Origin of the sequence: Nonomuraea sp. NPDC047529, from assembly GCF_040642995.1 — a bacterium.
Taxonomy (GTDB): Bacteria; Actinomycetota; Actinomycetes; order Streptosporangiales; family Streptosporangiaceae; genus Nonomuraea.
Window position 1 is genome coordinate 72,301 of the sequence record NZ_JBEYTJ010000023.1, and the last position, 16,126, is coordinate 88,426.

At 70.8% G+C, this 16,126-nt stretch carries 14 protein-coding genes; 7 read left to right on the top strand and 7 right to left on the bottom strand.

What is annotated here, in order from left to right; all coding sequences use genetic code 11:
* The 4 genes from ABZ815_RS31085 to ABZ815_RS31100 all read left to right on the top strand — a co-directional run bounded on the left by ABZ815_RS31085 (position 1) and on the right by ABZ815_RS31100 (position 5,124).
* On the top strand, positions 1 to 1,098 hold the full coding sequence (locus ABZ815_RS31085) for a bifunctional lytic transglycosylase/C40 family peptidase (RefSeq protein ID WP_357704153.1): 1,098 nt from the start codon (positions 1 to 3) through the stop codon (positions 1,096 to 1,098).
* A gap of 13 nt (positions 1,099 to 1,111) precedes the next feature.
* Positions 1,112 to 1,504, top strand: coding sequence for a (deoxy)nucleoside triphosphate pyrophosphohydrolase (locus ABZ815_RS31090; protein ID WP_357704155.1), 393 nt, complete (start codon positions 1,112 to 1,114; stop codon positions 1,502 to 1,504).
* A 63-nt stretch (positions 1,505 to 1,567) separates the two neighbouring features.
* The gene (locus ABZ815_RS31095; RefSeq protein WP_357704157.1) at positions 1,568 to 3,670 is read left to right on the top strand and encodes a hypothetical protein; all 2,103 of its coding nucleotides are present in this window, start codon (positions 1,568 to 1,570) and stop codon (positions 3,668 to 3,670) included.
* A 74-nt stretch (positions 3,671 to 3,744) separates the two neighbouring features.
* Positions 3,745 to 5,124: a hypothetical protein gene (locus ABZ815_RS31100; RefSeq protein ID WP_357704159.1), complete on the top strand. Its 1,380-nt coding sequence runs from the start codon at positions 3,745 to 3,747 to the stop codon at positions 5,122 to 5,124.
* A gap of 57 nt (positions 5,125 to 5,181) precedes the next feature.
* Here ABZ815_RS31100 and ABZ815_RS31105 read toward each other — a convergent pair whose 3' ends face one another.
* From ABZ815_RS31105 to ABZ815_RS31135, 7 genes are all read right to left on the bottom strand, one after another.
* Entirely contained in the window at positions 5,182 to 5,934 is a 753-nt protein-coding gene (locus ABZ815_RS31105) for a succinate dehydrogenase/fumarate reductase iron-sulfur subunit (protein WP_352324162.1), read from the bottom strand.
* Positions 5,931 to 7,817, bottom strand: coding sequence for a fumarate reductase/succinate dehydrogenase flavoprotein subunit (locus ABZ815_RS31110; RefSeq protein ID WP_357704161.1), 1,887 nt, complete (start codon positions 7,815 to 7,817; stop codon positions 5,931 to 5,933). The genes ABZ815_RS31105 and ABZ815_RS31110 overlap by 4 nt, the downstream gene beginning before the upstream one ends.
* Before the next feature lie 13 nt (positions 7,818 to 7,830).
* Entirely contained in the window at positions 7,831 to 8,616 is a 786-nt protein-coding gene (locus tag ABZ815_RS31115; RefSeq protein WP_357704163.1) for a hypothetical protein, read from the bottom strand.
* Between the two features lie 194 nt (positions 8,617 to 8,810).
* Complete coding sequence (locus tag ABZ815_RS31120; protein ID WP_357704165.1) at positions 8,811 to 9,260, bottom strand: response regulator; 450 nt, start codon at positions 9,258 to 9,260, stop codon at positions 8,811 to 8,813.
* Positions 9,257 to 10,399, bottom strand: a complete 1,143-nt coding sequence (locus ABZ815_RS31125; protein WP_357704167.1) for an ATP-binding protein — start codon at positions 10,397 to 10,399, stop codon at positions 9,257 to 9,259. The genes ABZ815_RS31120 and ABZ815_RS31125 overlap by 4 nt, the downstream gene beginning before the upstream one ends.
* Positions 10,396 to 11,532, bottom strand: coding sequence for a fused response regulator/phosphatase (locus ABZ815_RS31130; RefSeq protein WP_357704169.1), 1,137 nt, complete (start codon positions 11,530 to 11,532; stop codon positions 10,396 to 10,398). The genes ABZ815_RS31125 and ABZ815_RS31130 overlap by 4 nt, the downstream gene beginning before the upstream one ends.
* A 35-nt stretch (positions 11,533 to 11,567) precedes the next feature.
* Positions 11,568 to 12,497: a LysR family transcriptional regulator gene (locus ABZ815_RS31135; RefSeq protein ID WP_357704171.1), complete on the bottom strand. Its 930-nt coding sequence runs from the start codon at positions 12,495 to 12,497 to the stop codon at positions 11,568 to 11,570.
* A 132-nt stretch (positions 12,498 to 12,629) separates the two neighbouring features.
* Between ABZ815_RS31135 and ABZ815_RS31140 the strand changes: the two genes are divergently transcribed.
* Genes ABZ815_RS31140 through ABZ815_RS31150 form a run of 3 tightly spaced genes read left to right on the top strand, consistent with a single transcriptional unit; the run spans position 12,630 to position 16,047 of the window.
* On the top strand, positions 12,630 to 13,388 hold the full coding sequence (locus tag ABZ815_RS31140; protein ID WP_357704173.1) for a succinate dehydrogenase cytochrome b subunit: 759 nt from the start codon (positions 12,630 to 12,632) through the stop codon (positions 13,386 to 13,388).
* Entirely contained in the window at positions 13,385 to 15,310 is a 1,926-nt protein-coding gene (locus ABZ815_RS31145) for a fumarate reductase/succinate dehydrogenase flavoprotein subunit (RefSeq protein WP_357704175.1), read from the top strand. Before ABZ815_RS31140 ends, ABZ815_RS31145 begins: the two co-directional genes overlap by 4 nt.
* A complete protein-coding gene (locus ABZ815_RS31150) occupies positions 15,307 to 16,047 on the top strand; it encodes a succinate dehydrogenase/fumarate reductase iron-sulfur subunit (protein WP_357704176.1) in 741 nt (246 codons plus the stop codon). Before ABZ815_RS31145 ends, ABZ815_RS31150 begins: the two co-directional genes overlap by 4 nt.
* Positions 16,048 to 16,126: the final 79 nt, after the last annotated feature.

A 16,126-nucleotide genomic window follows, 5' to 3' on the forward strand; every position in this document is an offset into this window, starting at 1 on the left:
GTGAAGTCCTCCCCCACCCGCCTGGCGCTGCTGCTCGGTCTCGCCGGGGTCCTCCTCCTGGCTGCGATCATCATCTCGCCGATGTTGCTGGTCACGATGCCGTCCTTCCTGAACGGCGGTGGCGAGGGCTCGGTCGACTGCGAGGGCGGCACCCAGGTGCAGGAGGTGTCCGACTCGGGCGCCGCCGACATCCCGGGCGACTACCTCGACCTGTACAAGAAGTGGGGCAAGAAGATCGGCGTCCAGTGGACGATCCTGGCCGCCGTGGGCAAGCGCGAGACCGACCACGGCCGCAGCGACCTGCCCGGCGTCAAGAGCGGCACCAACTACGCGGGCGCGGCCGGCCCGATGCAGTTCCTGATCTCGACGTGGGGCGGCAAGGCGCAGGTGCCGATGTCCTCGACGTTCAACGGCTACGCCTCCGACGGCGACGGCGACGGCGTGGGCGACGTCTACAACCCCGCCGACGCCATCCTCGGGGCCGCCAAGATGCTCAAGCGCAACGGCGCGCCCGAGAACGTCCGGCGGGCCCTGTTCACCTACAACCGCGCCTGGTGGTACGTCGACCAGGTCGAGGAGATCGCCAGGAAGTACGCCAAGTCGGGTGCGGTGGAGGTGCCGCCGCAGGCCTCCGAGGAGTGCGACGACCCCCTGGTGGCGGCCGCGCCCAGCGACATCGTGGCCAAGATCCTCCAGTTCGCGCTGGCGCAGCGCGGCAAGCCGTACCTGTGGGGCGGCACCGGGCCGGACGCGTTCGACTGCTCGGGCGTCATCTACGCGGCCTACCGGGCCGCCGGGCTGAGCATCCCGCGCACGACGTTCACGCAGTGGCCGTTCGGGGTGAAGGTGCCGGCGGGGGACGAGCAGCCCGGAGACCTGGTGTTCTTCAACGCCGGTCCGGGCTCGTCGGCCGACAACCCCGGTCACGTGGGGCTGGTCGTGTCCGAGGGCAAGATGCTGGAGGCCCGGTGCACGCTGTGCGGGCCGATCAAGGTGACGAGCTACCAGGCGCGCGACAACAAGATGGGCTTCACCCGTCCCCTGCAGAACCCCGATGTGCTCGACCAGCTCAAGAAGCTGCAGAATCCCGCACTGTGAGGATGACGAACGCATGAGCACGATCGTGGTGGCGGCGGTGATCGTCGCCCCGGGCGGCAAGGTGCTGGCCGCGCAGCGGGCCGCGCCCGCCGCGCTGGCCGGGGGCTGGGAGTTCCCCGGCGGCAAGGTGGACCCGGGTGAGAGCGAGGTCGACGCGCTGGTCCGGGAGTGCCGGGAGGAGCTCGGCGTGGAGATCACGGTGGGCGCGCGCGTGGGCGAGGACTGGGCGCTGTCGGAGGGGTACGTCCTGCGCGTCTGGCTGGCCACGCTCACCTCCGGCACGCCCGAGGCCCGTGAGCACCTGGCGTTGCGCTGGCTGGGGCCGGGGGAGTACTACGACGTGGAGTGGCTGGGGGCCGACCTGCCGATCATGAAGACCGTGGAGAGTCTGCTGCGGCAGGATTAGACCGTCTCTCTCTGTGACATAACGATTACTACACGTGATTTGTCGCAGTGGGGGAGTGGAGTGATGCGGCGTGGCTGGATCCTTTCTGGAGCGTTGATCCTGGTGGCGCTGCCCTCCGTGCCCGTGGCGGCTGCGGGGGTGACGCTCGTGCTCGAACGCGTGAGCGGCCCCGAGGGCATGGGGAAGTGGATCAGGACGGGTGACGTCCAGCGTTTCAGGGTCCGGCTCAACGGGATGGCCAAGGGGGCCAAGGTCGCGGTGGCCACCAGCCCGGTCGAGGCGCTGGCGGGGGTGTCCTGCCCGACGTCCTCCGGCGCTTCCCGGATGGCGGCCGGTGGGGTGGACGGGGCCGAGGAGTCCGGTGGGGAGGGGGCTCATCCGCTGCCGTTCCCGGTTCCGGGCGGGGAGCCCGCGCCGTGGGCCGCCGGAGACGGGGCGGACCCGGAGGCCGGTGCGTACCCGGACGGACGGGAGGCGCGGCGGGCCGCGCCGGGCCGACGCCTGACGCGGGCGGAGGCCGGTTACAGCGCGCCGCAGACGGGGGCCGACCGGGAGGCGGCGCAGTGGGGGCCGGGAGCGCCAGGGGTTCAGGGCGCGCCGCCGGTCGGGGCCGGGCAGGGGATGCCGCAGGTCGGCGGTGCGCAGGGGGTGCCGCACGCCGAGGACGGTCGGGGCGTCCCGCGCCCTGAGGACGCGTCCCGGGCCGAAGGTGGCCAGGAGGGGGCACGGGCTGAAGGTGGCCAGGAGGGGGCACGGGCTGAAGGTGGTCGGGGCGGGGCCCAGGTCGGCGGGCGGGAGGCGGCTGGGATGCTGGCCGCGCGGGCCCTGGCCGGTGGGGAGGGTTCGACTGCCGATGGCGGTGCACTGCCCGGCGCCCGGGTCTGCGCCCTCGGGGCGGTCTCCGGGGAGCGGGCACTGGATGTGATCTTCCAGGCGCCTGCGGGGGCCAAGGAGGTGGTGCTCGCGGCGGTGGCCAGGATGCGGACGCCCTCCGGTGGGCTGACCACCATGAGCAGGAGCGCGTCCATGCAGGTGGGGGAGGAGATGCCGCGCGAGGCCGCCACGATCAGCGGCCAGGCGGTGCCCGTTCCGGCGCCCCACAACGGGCGGCGGCCGGGCGGCGCGCAGGGCGGGCCGTGGGCGGGCGTACGGGGGCAGCAGGGTGGCGCTGCGGGGTTGCTTGCAGGTTCCGGAGGGAAGACGCGAGGCGGCCTCCTGGGTGCGGGTGGCGCCGGCGCGGGTGGCGCCGGTGGTGCGCTCGGTACGGGTGGCACGGGTGGCACGGGTGGCACGGGTGGCACGGGTGGTGCGGCGGCGGGGTGGCCCGGCCTTTCCGGAGGGGCCACCGGCTTGGGAGCCGTCGGCGGAGCTCAGGGGGCGCTCCCCAGGGTGAGGGCCGGGGGTGCGATGCAGGCCCCGCGCGCGGGTGGCGTGGGCGGGGTCCGAGGGGCGTTGCCCGGAGCGCAGGTTCCCCGAGTCGGAGGTACGGGCGGGACGTTGGGGGCGTTCCCGCGGGCGGGGGGTGTGGGGCAGGTGCCCGGCGCGGCCGGCCAGACGCGCAGCGGCGCGGCGGGGCAACAAGCCCTCCCCGGTGGCCTGATGGCGCGCAACCTGCCCGGCGGTGTGGCGCGCAGCCTGCCAGGTGGCGCGGCGGGGAGCGCGCCTGGCGGTGTTGCGGGAAGCCTGCCAGGTGGTGCGGCGGGGAGCCTGTCTGGTGGTGTGGCGGGGAGTGTGCCCGGGGCGTTGGGGAGTCTGGCCGGAGGGGCTGCGCACGGGGGGTTGTCCGGGGCGGCGGGGTTGGCGCCGGGTGGGGTGCCGGGGGCGCTGCATCAGAGCCTGCCCGGTGGCGTGATGCCCGGGGGTGTGGCCGGTGGAGTGTCAGGGGGCCTGCCCGGTGGGGCGCTGCCGGGGGGCGTGTCGGCGGGGGCGGTTGCCGGTGGGGGGAGCCCGGGGGTGGTGAGCCTGGCGCCGGAGTCGGCGGCCGGGGCGCCGTGGCCGGTGCAGGTCGTGGAGGCGCGGAAACCTGTTCGTCCCGTCGCCTACGCCAGCCCTCTGGACGGCCCTCGCGGTTTCTCGCTGGTCATCGGGGGGATCGGCGTGCTGCTGGGAGCCCTGTGGCTGGTCCCGAGACTCCAACGCAGGCGTAAGCCGCGAAACGTATGGTAATTCCGTCTTTACTGTTGCTTTGACCCGACTAGTATTCCCTTGACCAAGGTTCCGGGACTATGCGGAGGGCTCCGGTGGCACGCACGCGAGCGACGGCCGTGTCCGCGATCGTCCTGGCGCTCGGGCTGACGGGTGTCGGTGTGGCCCCGTTCGTCGGTCAGAGCGCGAGCGCCTCCGTCAGCCGCGCGGCCTTCGACCCGGCGGTGGAGCCGTGCGACGCGGGCGAGACCTGCGATCCGCAGACCACGGTCACCGTCACGACGACGTTGGGCACGCCCACGCCGGAGGAGGCTCCGGAGACGACGATCACCCACACCGTCACCGCGGGCCCGACGAAGACCACGAAGGCACCGAAGCCGCCCAAGACCACCACCGCGCCCACACCTCCGCCCGTCCAGGAGACGACGCAGCAGCCGCTGGCGCCCCTGCCCACCGCGCAGACCACGGCCGGGCCGCTGCCCACGGAGCAGTCGACGGAGCCGACCGTCGAGATGCCGTCCGTCGCGCCGACGGACTCGCCCACCGCGGCCGTCCCGCCGCCGCCGAGCGACACCGCCCCGGCCACGGACTCGGGCCAGCTGGAGTTGCGCGCGGCCGCGCCGGAGTTCGACCAGAAGTCGCTGACGCAGAAGCTCAGCATCCCGGCGCTGGTGCTCGTCCTGCTCGCGCTGTTCGCGGTGCTCATCTTCGAGGGACGGCTGCGCCGCATGGCCCACGCGGCGGCCGTGCGCAAGGCGGGCCCTCCGGCGGGCTCCCCGATGGGCCGTCCGGACGCGCCGCCGCCCGGCTACCCGGCGGGCCCCGGTTACGCCACGGCCTCCTTCCCCGCCCCCGGCTACCCGGGCGGCACGGCGTACGCGCCGATCATCAGCTTCGTCCCGATCCAGACCTACCCGACCGGCCAGCCCGGTTACGGCCCGGCGTACCACGACCCGGCGGCCTACCACGACCCGTACGGGCACCAGGGCGGCTACCCGCCCGAGCCGGAGCCGACAGCGCCAGCGACCATGCCAGCGACCATGCCCGCGACAGCCCCCGAGCCCGTCGTGCTGCACCCGGACGAGTTCGACTCCTACAGCGAGCCGCCGCAGGCCACCCAGGACTACCGTGACCCGTTCGAGCCGCTGATCCCCGCCGAGCAGCCGCCGGCCGACATCCCGCCGGGCGGCGGGAAGCCGTACGAGGACGAGCGCGAGTTCCCGCTGGCCCCGGCCGCGGCGGCCGAGAGCGGCGACTCCGAGCCCTGGCAGCAGGGCCCGTCGCTGTTCGAGCCGAAGCAGCCCGTGCAGCCCCGGCAGCCGGGGCCGTCCGAGGGGTACCAGCCGCCGCCGTACCTGCCGCCGGAGGGGGACGCCGCGACGGTCGTCCAGCCGTTGCCGCCGCAGCAGCCGGAGGACGCCACCAAGGAGATTCCGGACCCGAAGCACAAGAAGAAGCGCTGGGGCCGCAAGTAGCGGAGAACGACGGAAGCGGGGGCCGGACGGATCCGGCCCCCGCTTCCGCTTGCTCGCCTACTTGGCGCGCTTGAAGATCTTGTTGCCCAGCCAGACCAGCGGGTCGTACTTCCGGTCGGCCACGCGCTCCTTCATCGGGATCAGCGCGTTGTCAGTGATCTTGATGTGCTCGGGGCAGACCTCGGTGCAGCACTTGGTGATGTTGCAGTAGCCGAGCCCGTGCTCCTCCTGGGCGGACTCCTGCCGGTCGGCCACGTCGTACGGGTGCATGTCCAGCTCGGCGATCCGCATGAGGAAGCGCGGACCGGCGAAGGCCGGCTTGTTCTCCTCGTGGTCGCGGATCACGTGGCAGACGTTGTTGCACATGAAGCACTCGATGCACTTGCGGAACTCCTGCGAGCGCTCGACGTCGACCTGCTGCATGCGGTACTCGCCCGGACGCACGCCCGCGGGCGGCGTGAACGAGGGGATCTCGCGGGCCTTCTGGTAGTTGAAGGACACGTCGGTGACCAGGTCCTTGATGACGGGGAAGGTCCGCATCGGGGTGACCGTGATGGTCTCGTCCTCGGAGAAGGTGGACATCCGGGTCATGCAGCCCAGGCGCGGCTTGCCGTTGATCTCCATGCTGCACGAGCCGCACTTGCCGGCCTTGCAGTTCCAGCGCACGGCCAGGTCGGGGGCCTGCGTCGCCTGGAGCCTGTGGATGATGTCGAGGACGACCTCGCCCTCGTTCACCTCGACGGTGAAGTCCTCAAGCTTGCCCTCGCCGCCCTCACCACGCCAGACCTTGAACTTCGCCTTGTAACTCATTTGGCAATCCCGTCGAACTCGGCCATCTCTTCGTCGGTGAGGTACTTCTTCAGCTCGTCCCGGTCGAACAGGGTGATCAGGTCGTCGCGCATGGACGGCTGGGTCTTCTCCACGACCTGGACGTCGCCGCCGTCCGCCGTGGAGCAGACGAGCAGCTTGCGGCGCCATTCCGGATTCATCCCGGGGAAGTCGTCGCGCGTGTGGCCGCCGCGGCTCTCCTCGCGCAGCAGGGCGGCGCGGGCCACGCACTCGGAGACCAGCACCATGTTGCGCAGGTCGATCGCCAGGTGCCAGCCGGGGTTGTAGATCCGCGAGCCGGCCGCGCCGACCTGGCGCACGCGCTCCTTGAGCTTCTCCACGACCTCCATGGCCTCGGAGACCTCTTCGGCCTTGCGGATGATGCCGACCAGCTCGTTCATGGTCCGCTGGAGCTCGTGGTGCACCTCGTACGGGTTCTCGCCGTCGCGCTGGAGGGGCGCCAGGGCCTCCTCGCGGGCCGCGTCCACGAGCTCCTGGGCGACCTTGGGGCGGGCCTTGAGCCCGTCGACGTACGCCGACGCGCCCGCGCCCGCGCGCCGCCCGAACACCAGCAGGTCGGACAGCGAGTTGCCGCCCAGCCGGTTGGAGCCGTGCATGCCGCCGGACACCTCGCCCGCCGCGAACAGCCCGGGTACGGCCGCCGCGCCGGTGTCGGCGTCCACCTCGACGCCGCCCATGATGTAGTGGCAGGTCGGGCCCACCTGCATGGGCTCGGCGGTGATGTCGACGTCGGCCAGCTCCTTGAACTGGTGGTGCATCGACGGCAGCCGCTTCTTGATCTCCTCGGCCGGCAGTCGGGTCGAGACGTCGAGGAAGACGCCGCCCTGGGGCGATCCGCGACCGGCCTTGACCTCGGAGTTGATCGCGCGGGCCACCTCGTCACGCGGCAGCAGCTCCGGCGGGCGCCGGTTGTTGGCCTGGTCGTTGTACCAGCGGTCGCCCTCCTCCTCGGTGGTGGCGTACTTGTCCTTGAACACCTCGGGGATGTAGTCGAACATGAAGCGCTTGCCCTCGGAGTTGCGCAGCACGCCGCCGTCGCCCCGGACGGACTCGGTGACGAGGATGCCGCGCACGGACGGCGGCCAGACCATCCCGGTGGGGTGGAACTGGATGAACTCCATGTTGATCAGGTTGGCGCCGGCGAGCAGGGCCAGGGCGTGGCCGTCGCCGGTGTACTCCCAGGAGTTGGAGGTGACGACGTACGACTTGCCGATGCCGCCGGTGGCCAGGACCACGGCGGGGGCGTCGAAGAGCAGGAAGTTGCCGGTCTCGCGCCAGTAGCCGAACGCGCCGGAGATGCGGTCGCCGTCCTTGAGCAGGCGGGTGACCGTGCACTCGGCGAAGACCTTGATGTAGGCCTCGTGGTCGCCGTGCGTCTCGAAGTCCTCCTGCTGCAGCGCGACGACCCGCTGCTGGAGGGTGCGGATCAGCTCCAGGCCGGTACGGTCGCCCACGTGTGCGAGCCGCGGGTACTCGTGACCGCCGAAGTTCCGCTGGCTGATCTTGCCGTCCTTGGTGCGGTCGAACAGCGCGCCCCACGCCTCCAGCTCCCAGACGCGGTCGGGGGCCTCCTTGGCGTGCAGCTCGGCCATGCGCCAGTTGTTGAGGAACTTGCCGCCCCGCATGGTGTCACGGAAGTGCACCATCCAGTTGTCGTCGGAGTTGACGTTCCCCATGGCGGCGGCCGCGCCGCCCTCGGCCATGACGGTGTGGGCCTTGCCGAACAGCGACTTGCAGACGATGGCCGTGCGCTTGCCCTGCTGGCGGGCCTCGATGGCGGCCCGTAGCCCGGCGCCGCCCGCACCGATGACGACGACGTCGTATTCGTGACGCTCGATTTCCACTGGAAGAAGTCCTTTATGCGAACGGGAAGGCGATGACGCCCTTGGCGACCATGCGGACGTAGAAGTCGGCGATCATGACCGAGAACATCGAGGCCCAGGCGAGCTGCTGGTGCTTGGCGTTGAGCTTGGAGACGAACGTCCAGGCCCGGTAGCGCAGCGGGTGACGGGAGAAGTGGTTGAGCCTGCCCGCGGTGATGTGCCGGCACGAGTGGCACGACAGCGTGTACGTGTTGATCAGCACGGCGTTGACGACCAGGATCCAGGTGCCGAGCCCCTGCGGCTTGTGCACGAGCGCCAGGACGGCGTCGTAGGCCAGGACGAGGCCGATCACGATGGCGGCGTAGAAGAAGTACCGGTGGATGTTCTGCAGGATCAGCGGGAACCGGGTCTCACCGCTGTACTTGCCGTGCGGCTCCTGGACGGCGCACGCGGCCGGCGACAGCCAGAACGACCGGTAGTACGACTTGCGGTAGTAGTAGCACGTGAGCCGGAACCCGCCCGGCAGGCCGAGGATGAGCAGCCCTGGCGGCAGGGTGAACCAGTCGCCGATCGGCGCCCACCCGAACAGCCGCGCGCCCTCGGGGCACGCCGTGGTCAGACAGGGCGAGGCGAACGGGGCGATGTACGGATCGACGAAATAACTGCCGTCGATGATCGCCCACACGCCGTAGACAAGGAACGAGCTGAGCCCGAGGAAAGTCAGCAGCGGGACCAGCCACCACCTGTCGGTGCGCAGCGTGCGCACCTTGACCTGGGCGCGTTGCCTTCTGACCGGGGCTTCGGGCGTCGTCTGGGTCATCGCGGACCTCTCCACCTCCCGCGGACCCTGCACACAGGGGGTCCGGGTCGTTTCACTGGGCGCGCGTACGGCGGGTGCGGTACCGCTCTGGGCGCGTATTGGTGGGGGATACGTTACGACGACCGCATAGGATTTTGTGAGCGGGGTCACTCACTTTTTCGATGACCCACTGTGATTCCTGTCACGTAGGCGCGTCAGGGCCGCTGGCCGGGTGTCGGGAGCTTCGCCACGGTCACGAAAAAATCATCTATTTGCCGGACAACACGGATAAATTGCTCGAAATCCACCGGCTTCGACACATAAGCATTGGCGTGCAACCGGTAGCTGTGCAGGATGTCCTCCTCCGCCTCCGAGGTCGTCAGGATCACCACCGGGATCGTCCGCAGCGCGGCGTCGGCCTTGATCTCGCGCAGCACCTCCAGGCCGTTCATCCGGGGCAGGTTGAGGTCGAGCAGGATCAGGTCGGGCCGGGGCGCGCCGGCGTAGGCGCCCTCCCGCCGCAGGTACGCCATCGCCTGCTCGCCGTCGTTGACCACGTCGAGCCGGTTGCGCACCTTGTTGAGGGCGAACGCCTCCCTGGTGAGCAGGATGTCCCCCTGGTCGTCCTCCACGAGGAGCACGTCGATCGGGTGCCAGTCGGTCATGCGTCGTCTCCTGCCGCCGGAAGCGTCCAGCGGAACGTCGCGCCCTGGTCCGCCGGTGTGTCGTCGAGCCGGAGCTGCCCGCCGTGGTACTCGACGATCTTCCGGCAGAGCGCCAGGCCGATGCCGGTCCCCGGGTACACGTCGCGAGGGTGCAGCCGCTGGAAGATCAGGAAGATGCGGTCGGCGTACTTGGGGTCGACGCCGATGCCGTTGTCGGAGCAGCTGAACTCCCACATGTCGCCCTTCCGCTCGGCCGTGAGGATCACGCGTGGCGGCTCCTGCGAGCGGAACTTGACCGCGTTCTCGACGAGGTTCTGGAAGAGCTGGGTGAGCTGCGGCCGGTTGCCCTCGACCATGGGCAGGTCGTCGTGGACGACGGTGGCGCCGGTGTCCTCGATCATGGCCGACAGGTTCTCCAGGGCCTGCCCCAGGGCCTGGCCCGAGTCGGTCGGCGCGCGCCCGCCGTTCACCCGGCCCACCCGGGAGAAGTCGAGCAGGTCGTTGATCAGGAGCTGCATGCGCTTGGCGCCGTCGACCGCGTAGTGGATGTACTGCCGGGCGCGGTCGTCCAGTTGCGGGCCGTACCGCTGCTCCAGCATCTGGGTGAAGCTGGCGACCTTGCGCAGCGGCTCCTGGAGGTCGTGGCTGGCGACGTAGGCGAACTGCTCCAGGTCGCCGTTGGACCTGCGCAGCTCGTCGGCCTGGTCGGCGGCCTCGCGCCAGGCCGAGACGATGCGGCGGCGCATGGAGTCGACGTGGCTGGACAGCTCGCTCAGCTCGGCCGGCCGGTCGACGCCGAGCCGGTGGTCGAAATCGCCGGCGGCGACCGTGCGGACCTGCTCGGTGAGCCGGGCGACGGGCTTGAGCACGGCGTGCCGGACGACGAACGCCAGGCCCGCCCCGCACGCCGCCAGCACCGCGAACATCACGATCAGCGCCACGTTGAGCCGGTCGAGCTGGGCGGCCACCTCGGGCCTCGGGTTCAGGGCCCGCGCGTGCGCGATCATCGTCATGGTGACCACCACGCCGGCCGCGAACGCGAACCCGGCCACCGCGCCGATGGCCAGGAACCAGCGGGCCACCGGCAGCCTGCCGAGCCCGGTCGGCGGCTTCGGGGGCGGCAGCGGATGGATGCTCATCCCGGTCTCCTCGACACCATGACCACCGCGAGGTCGTCGCTCGGCTTCCCGACGTGCGCGATCAGCCGGTCGAGGTCGATCGCGCCGTGCTCGCGCACCAGCCCGACCAGGCCCTCGACGCCGAGCGCCTCCTTGCGCTCGCCGACGGCCGCCTCGATCAGGCCGTCGGTGTAGAGCAGCATCGACCACTCCTCGCCCAGCGGCACGTCGATGACCGCCCACTCGGCGTCGGGGAAGATGCCGAGCGGCGGACCCGAGGGCGTGCCGTCCACCGCCGCGGGCACGCCCCCGCGGACCAGCACCGGCGGCGGGTGCCCGACCACGCGCATCCGGGCGTCGCGCAGGTCGGGCGTGAGCGTCGCCATGCACAGCGTGGTGAAGATCTCGGGCGCCTTGCGCTCGGCGCGCAGGAGGGCGTCCATCGTGCGCAGCAGCGTGTCGCCGGTCTGCCCGGCCAGCACCAGCGTGCGCCAGGCGATGCGCAGCGCCACGCCGAGCGCGGCCTCGTCGGGCCCGTGTCCGCAGACGTCGCCCACGACGACGTGCACCGCGCCGTCGGGCGTCTGGACCATGTCGAGGAAGTCGCCGGCCAGCAGCGTGCCCCGGTCGCCCGGCAGGTAGCGGATCTGGTGGGTGATGGCGTCGGTGCGCAGCAGGGGCACGGGCAGCAGGCCGCTCTCCAGGCGGGCGTTCTCCTTGGCGGTCAGCTCGGCCTCGAACAGCCGGAGCTGGGTCAGGTCGGCGCGCTTGCGCTCCATCGCGTACCTGATCGCCCTGGCCAGCAGGCGGGCGTCGATGTCCTGCTTGACCAGGTAGTCCTGGGCGCCCGCCTGGACGGCGGCCACGCCGACGTGCACGTCCCGCAGGCCGGTGAGGACCAGCACGGCCGCGTGCGGGGCCAGCGCGAGCACCTCCTCCAGCGCTTCGAGCCTGCTGGCGTCGGGCAGCGTGAGGTCGACGAGCACGCACTGGATCGTCGGGTCGAGCTTGGCCCTGGCCTCCTGGAGGCTGCGCGCCCAGAAGATCGTCGGTGGCGCCACGGCCTGGTTGAGCAGCTCTTCGACAAGGAAGGCGTCGCCGTCGTCGTCTTCGATGAGGAGCAGTGTCAGCGGCTCGTCGAGGTTTGCCGTCACACACGCCTTTCCCGGGGGAGTCGGGCTGTTGCTGCTCATTCTGCGATGAGTTCGACCCCTTGCGGAAGCGTGCCTTCCTGGCCGGCCTCGACCACGAAGGAGAGCAGGGTCTCCCGGAACGCCTGCGCGGCCCTGGTCGGCTCGACGTCCTTGCGGTGGGCCAGGGCGATCGTCCGGCTCAGGCCGGGCGGCGCGAGCGGCGTGCCGGACAGCCCAGGACGCCCGTCGAGCACCATCGACGGCACCACGGCCACGCCGAGCCCCGCCTCGACGAACCGCAGCACCGCGTCCATCTCGCCGCCCTGCACCGAGAACCTGGGCTCGAACCCGGCCTGGCGGCAGGCGGCGAGGGTGGCCTCGCGCAGGTCGTAGCCACGCCTGAACATCACCATCTGCCGGCCGCGCAGGTCCTCTATCCGCAGGTACGGCCCCCGGGCCCGCTCGTGCGAGGGCGCGACCACGACCAGGTTCTCCCGCAGGATCTCCTCGGTCACCAGCGAGGGGTCGTCACTCTGCAGCGGCATGATGATCAGCGACAGGTCGAGCTGCCCCCTGGCCAGCGCCCTGACCAGGTCACGCGACCCGCCCTCCTCCACCAGCAGCTCCACCCCCGGGTACGCCTGGTGGAAACGCGCCAGCGCGTCGGCCAGCAGGCCCGCGCACAACGACGGCGTGGCCCCCAGCCGTACCCGGCCACGGCGCAGCCCCGCCAGCTCGGCCACCTCCTGCCGGGCGGTGTCGGCGTCGGCCAGCATGCGGCGGGCCAGGGGCAGCAGCGCCTCGCCCGCGGCCGTCAGCGTGACGTTCCCGCGCGCGCGGGAGAACAGCGGCGCGCCGAGCTCGCTCTCCAGGGCCTTGATCTGCTTGCTGAGCGAGGGCTGGGCGACCCGCATGCGCTCGGCCGCCTGGGTGAAGTGCCTGGTCTCCGCGACCGCGACGAAGTAGGCGAGCTGCTGCAACTGCATGTGATTTTCCTCGCACCGGCCGAGCATTTTTCCTTATGCCGACCGTATAAACCAAGCATCATAGCCGGAAGCTATGGAAACCAGATCCGCGATGACTTGGACGGATCATTGCTGGATACCTAGCGTTCAAACGTGACTGCCACGATAGAGCGCGGCGCCGCCACCGCGCCTGTTAACGCCCCCAAGGGTGCCTCACCCGCACCGACGTCCAAGAAGCCGAGCCGGTTCCTGAGCTCGTCGAACGGCAAGAAAGTCGTCATGGCCGTCACGGGCGCCGTGATGGTGTCCTTCCTCGTCCTGCACATGCTCGGCAACCTCAAGATCTTCCTCGGCAAGGACTCGTTCAACGAGTACGCCGACGCGCTGCGCACGCTCTTCGAGCCCATCGCGCCGTACCGGACGGTGCTGACGATCCTGGAGATCGGGCTCGTCGTCTCGGTCGTGCTGCACATGTGGGCCGCGATCTCGCTGTCGCGCAAGGCGGCCAAGGCCCGGCCGGTCAAGTACGTGGCCAAGAAGTCGCAGGCCAACGGCTACGCCACGCACATCATGCGGTTCGGCGGCCTGACGATCCTGCTGTTCCTGGTCTGGCACCTGCTCGACCTCACCTTCGGCGTCGTGAACCCCAAGGGCTTCGACTCCGCGCCCGCCGACCGCATGATCGCCGGCTTCGACGCCTCCCGCTGGTGGGTGACCCTCATCTACCTCGTGGCCGTCGTCATGGTCGGCCTGCACCTGCGGCACGGCATCTGGAGCGCCTTCCAGACGCTGGGCTGGGCCAACCGCAACCGCTACCGCGGCCTGCGCCTGACGGCCGCCCTGGTCTCGGCGGTCCTGGTGGTCGGCTTCCTGGCCCCGCCCCTCGCCATCACGTTCGGAGTTGTGAAGTGAAGTACACCGAAGGCTCGGAGATCCGGGACGCCAAGGCTCCCGCCGGTCCCATCGAGGAGCGGTGGGAGAAGCGGAAGTTCAGCGCCAAGCTGGTCAACCCGGCCAACAAGCGCAAGCTCAACGTGATCGTCGTCGGCACCGGCCTGGCGGGCGGCTCGGCCGCGGCGACCCTGGGCGAGCTGGGCTACAACGTCAAGTCCTTCTGCTACCAGGACACGCCCCGGCGCGCCCACTCCATCGCCGCCCAGGGCGGCATCAACGCCGCCAAGAACTACCGCGGCGACGGCGACTCGATCTACCGGCTCTTCTACGACACGGTCAAGGGCGGCGACTTCCGCGCCCGCGAGTCGAACGTCTACCGCCTGGCCCAGGTCTCGGTGAACATCATCGACCAGGCCGTGGCCCAGGGCGTGCCGTTCGCCCGCGAGTACGGCGGCCTGCTGGACACCCGCTCCTTCGGCGGCGCCCAGGTCTCCCGTACCTTCTACGCCCGCGGCCAGACGGGTCAGCAGCTCCTGCTGGGCGCGTACCAGGCGCTGGAGCGGCAGATCGCGGCCGGGACCGTGGAGATGCACACCCGCCACGAGATGCTCGACCTGATCGTCTCCGATGGCCGGGCGCGCGGCGTCATCGTGCGCGACATGGTGACCGGCGAGATCGAGCGGCACCTCGCCGACGCCGTGGTGCTGGCCACCGGCGGTTACGGCAACGTCTTCTTCCTGTCCACGAACGCCAAGGGCTGCAACACGACGGCCATCTGGCGGGCGCACGAGCGCGGCGCGTACTTCGCGAACCCGTGCTATACGCAGATCCACCCGACCTGCATCCCGGTCTCCGGCGAGTACCAGTCGAAGCTGACGCTGATGTCGGAGTCGCTGCGCAACGACGGCCGCGTGTGGGTGCCGCTGCGCAAGGACGACGGCCGGGCCCCCGGCGACATCCCGGAGGAGGAGCGCGACTACTACCTGGAGCGCATCTACCCCGCCTTCGGCAACCTCGTCCCGCGTGACATCGCCTCCCGCGCCGCCAAGAACGTCTGCGACGAGGGCCGCGGCGTCGGCCCCGGCGGGCTCGGCGTCTACCTCGACTTCCGCGACGCCATCAACCGGCTCGGCCGCGACGCGGTGGAGAAGAAGTACGGCAACCTCTTCGAGATGTACGAGCGCATCACCGGCGAGAACCCGTACGACGTGCCGATGCGCATCTACCCCGCGGTCCACTACACGATGGGCGGCCTGTGGGTGGACTACGACCTGCAGTCCACGATCCCCGGCCTGTTCGTGATCGGCGAGGCCAACTTCTCCGACCACGGCGCCAACCGGCTCGGCGCCTCGGCGCTGATGCAGGGCCTGGCCGACGGCTACTTCGTGCTCCCGACCACGATCGGCGACTACCTGGCCAACGGCCCGTACGGCGAGGTGGACGAGGAGGCCGTGGCCGAGGCGGAGATCAAGGTCCGGACCAGGATCGACCGCCTGATGTCGGTGAACGGCACCCGCACCCCCGACTCCTTCCACCGCGAGCTGGGCAAGCTCATGTGGGACTACTGCGGCATGGAGCGCACCGAGGAGTCGCTGCGCAAGGCCCTGGAGCGCATCCCCGAGCTGCGCGAGGAGTTCTGGAAGAACGTCAAGGTGTCCGGCACCGCCGAGGAGCTGAACCAGGTGCTGGAGAAGGCCGGCCGCGTCGCCGACTTCTTCGACCTGGCCGAGCTGATGTGCCTGGACGCCCTCGTCCGCACCGAGTCCTGCGGCGGCCACTTCCGCGCCGAGTCGCAGGACCCCGACGGCGAGGCCCTGCGCGACGACGAGCACTTCGCGCACGTCTCGGCCTGGGAGCGCACGCCCTCCGGCGAGACGGTGCTGCACAAGGAAGCGCTCGAATACGAGTACGTCAAGATGACCCAGCGGAGCTACAAGTGAACCTGACCCTCAAGGTCTGGCGTCAGAACGGCGCCTCGGACGCCGGACGCATGGTGACGTACCGGGTGGAGGACGTGTCCCCGGACATGTCCTTCCTGGAGATGCTGGACGTGCTGAACGAGCGGCTGATCGTGGAGGGCGACGACCCGATCGCCTTCGACCACGACTGCCGCGAGGGCATCTGCGGCATGTGCGGCATGGTCATCAACGGCGTGGCGCACGGCGAGCAGCGCGCCACGACGACGTGCCAGCTCCACATGCGTCACTTCGAGGACGGCGCCGAGATCACCATCGAGCCGTGGCGCGCCGCGCCGTTCCCGGTGGTGAAGGACCTGGTCGTGGACCGCAGCGCGTTCGACCGCATCATCCAGGCGGGCGGCTTCGTCTCGGTCCCGGCCGGCTCGGCCCCGGACGCGCACAGCGTCCCGGTGCGCAAGGAGGACGCCGACGCCGCGTTCGACGCCGCGACCTGCATCGGCTGCGGCGCCTGCGTGGCCGCCTGCCCGAACGGCTCGGCCTCCCTGTTCACCGCCGCCAAGATCACTCACCTCAGCCTGCTGCCCCAGGGCCAGCCCGAGCGCCTGGTCCGCGCCAAGGCCATGGTGGACCAGATGGACGCCGAGGGCTTCGGCGGCTGCACGAACACCGGCGAGTGCACGGCGGTGTGCCCCAAGGGCATCCCGCTGGACACGATCGCCCAGATGAACAGCGACTACCTCAAGGCCAACGCCAAGTAGGCCAGGTCGTCGAGCAGGCCCCGTCCCGGTACGCACCGGGGCGGGGCTTCTGCGATTTCTAGGCGAGCTGTAACAACAG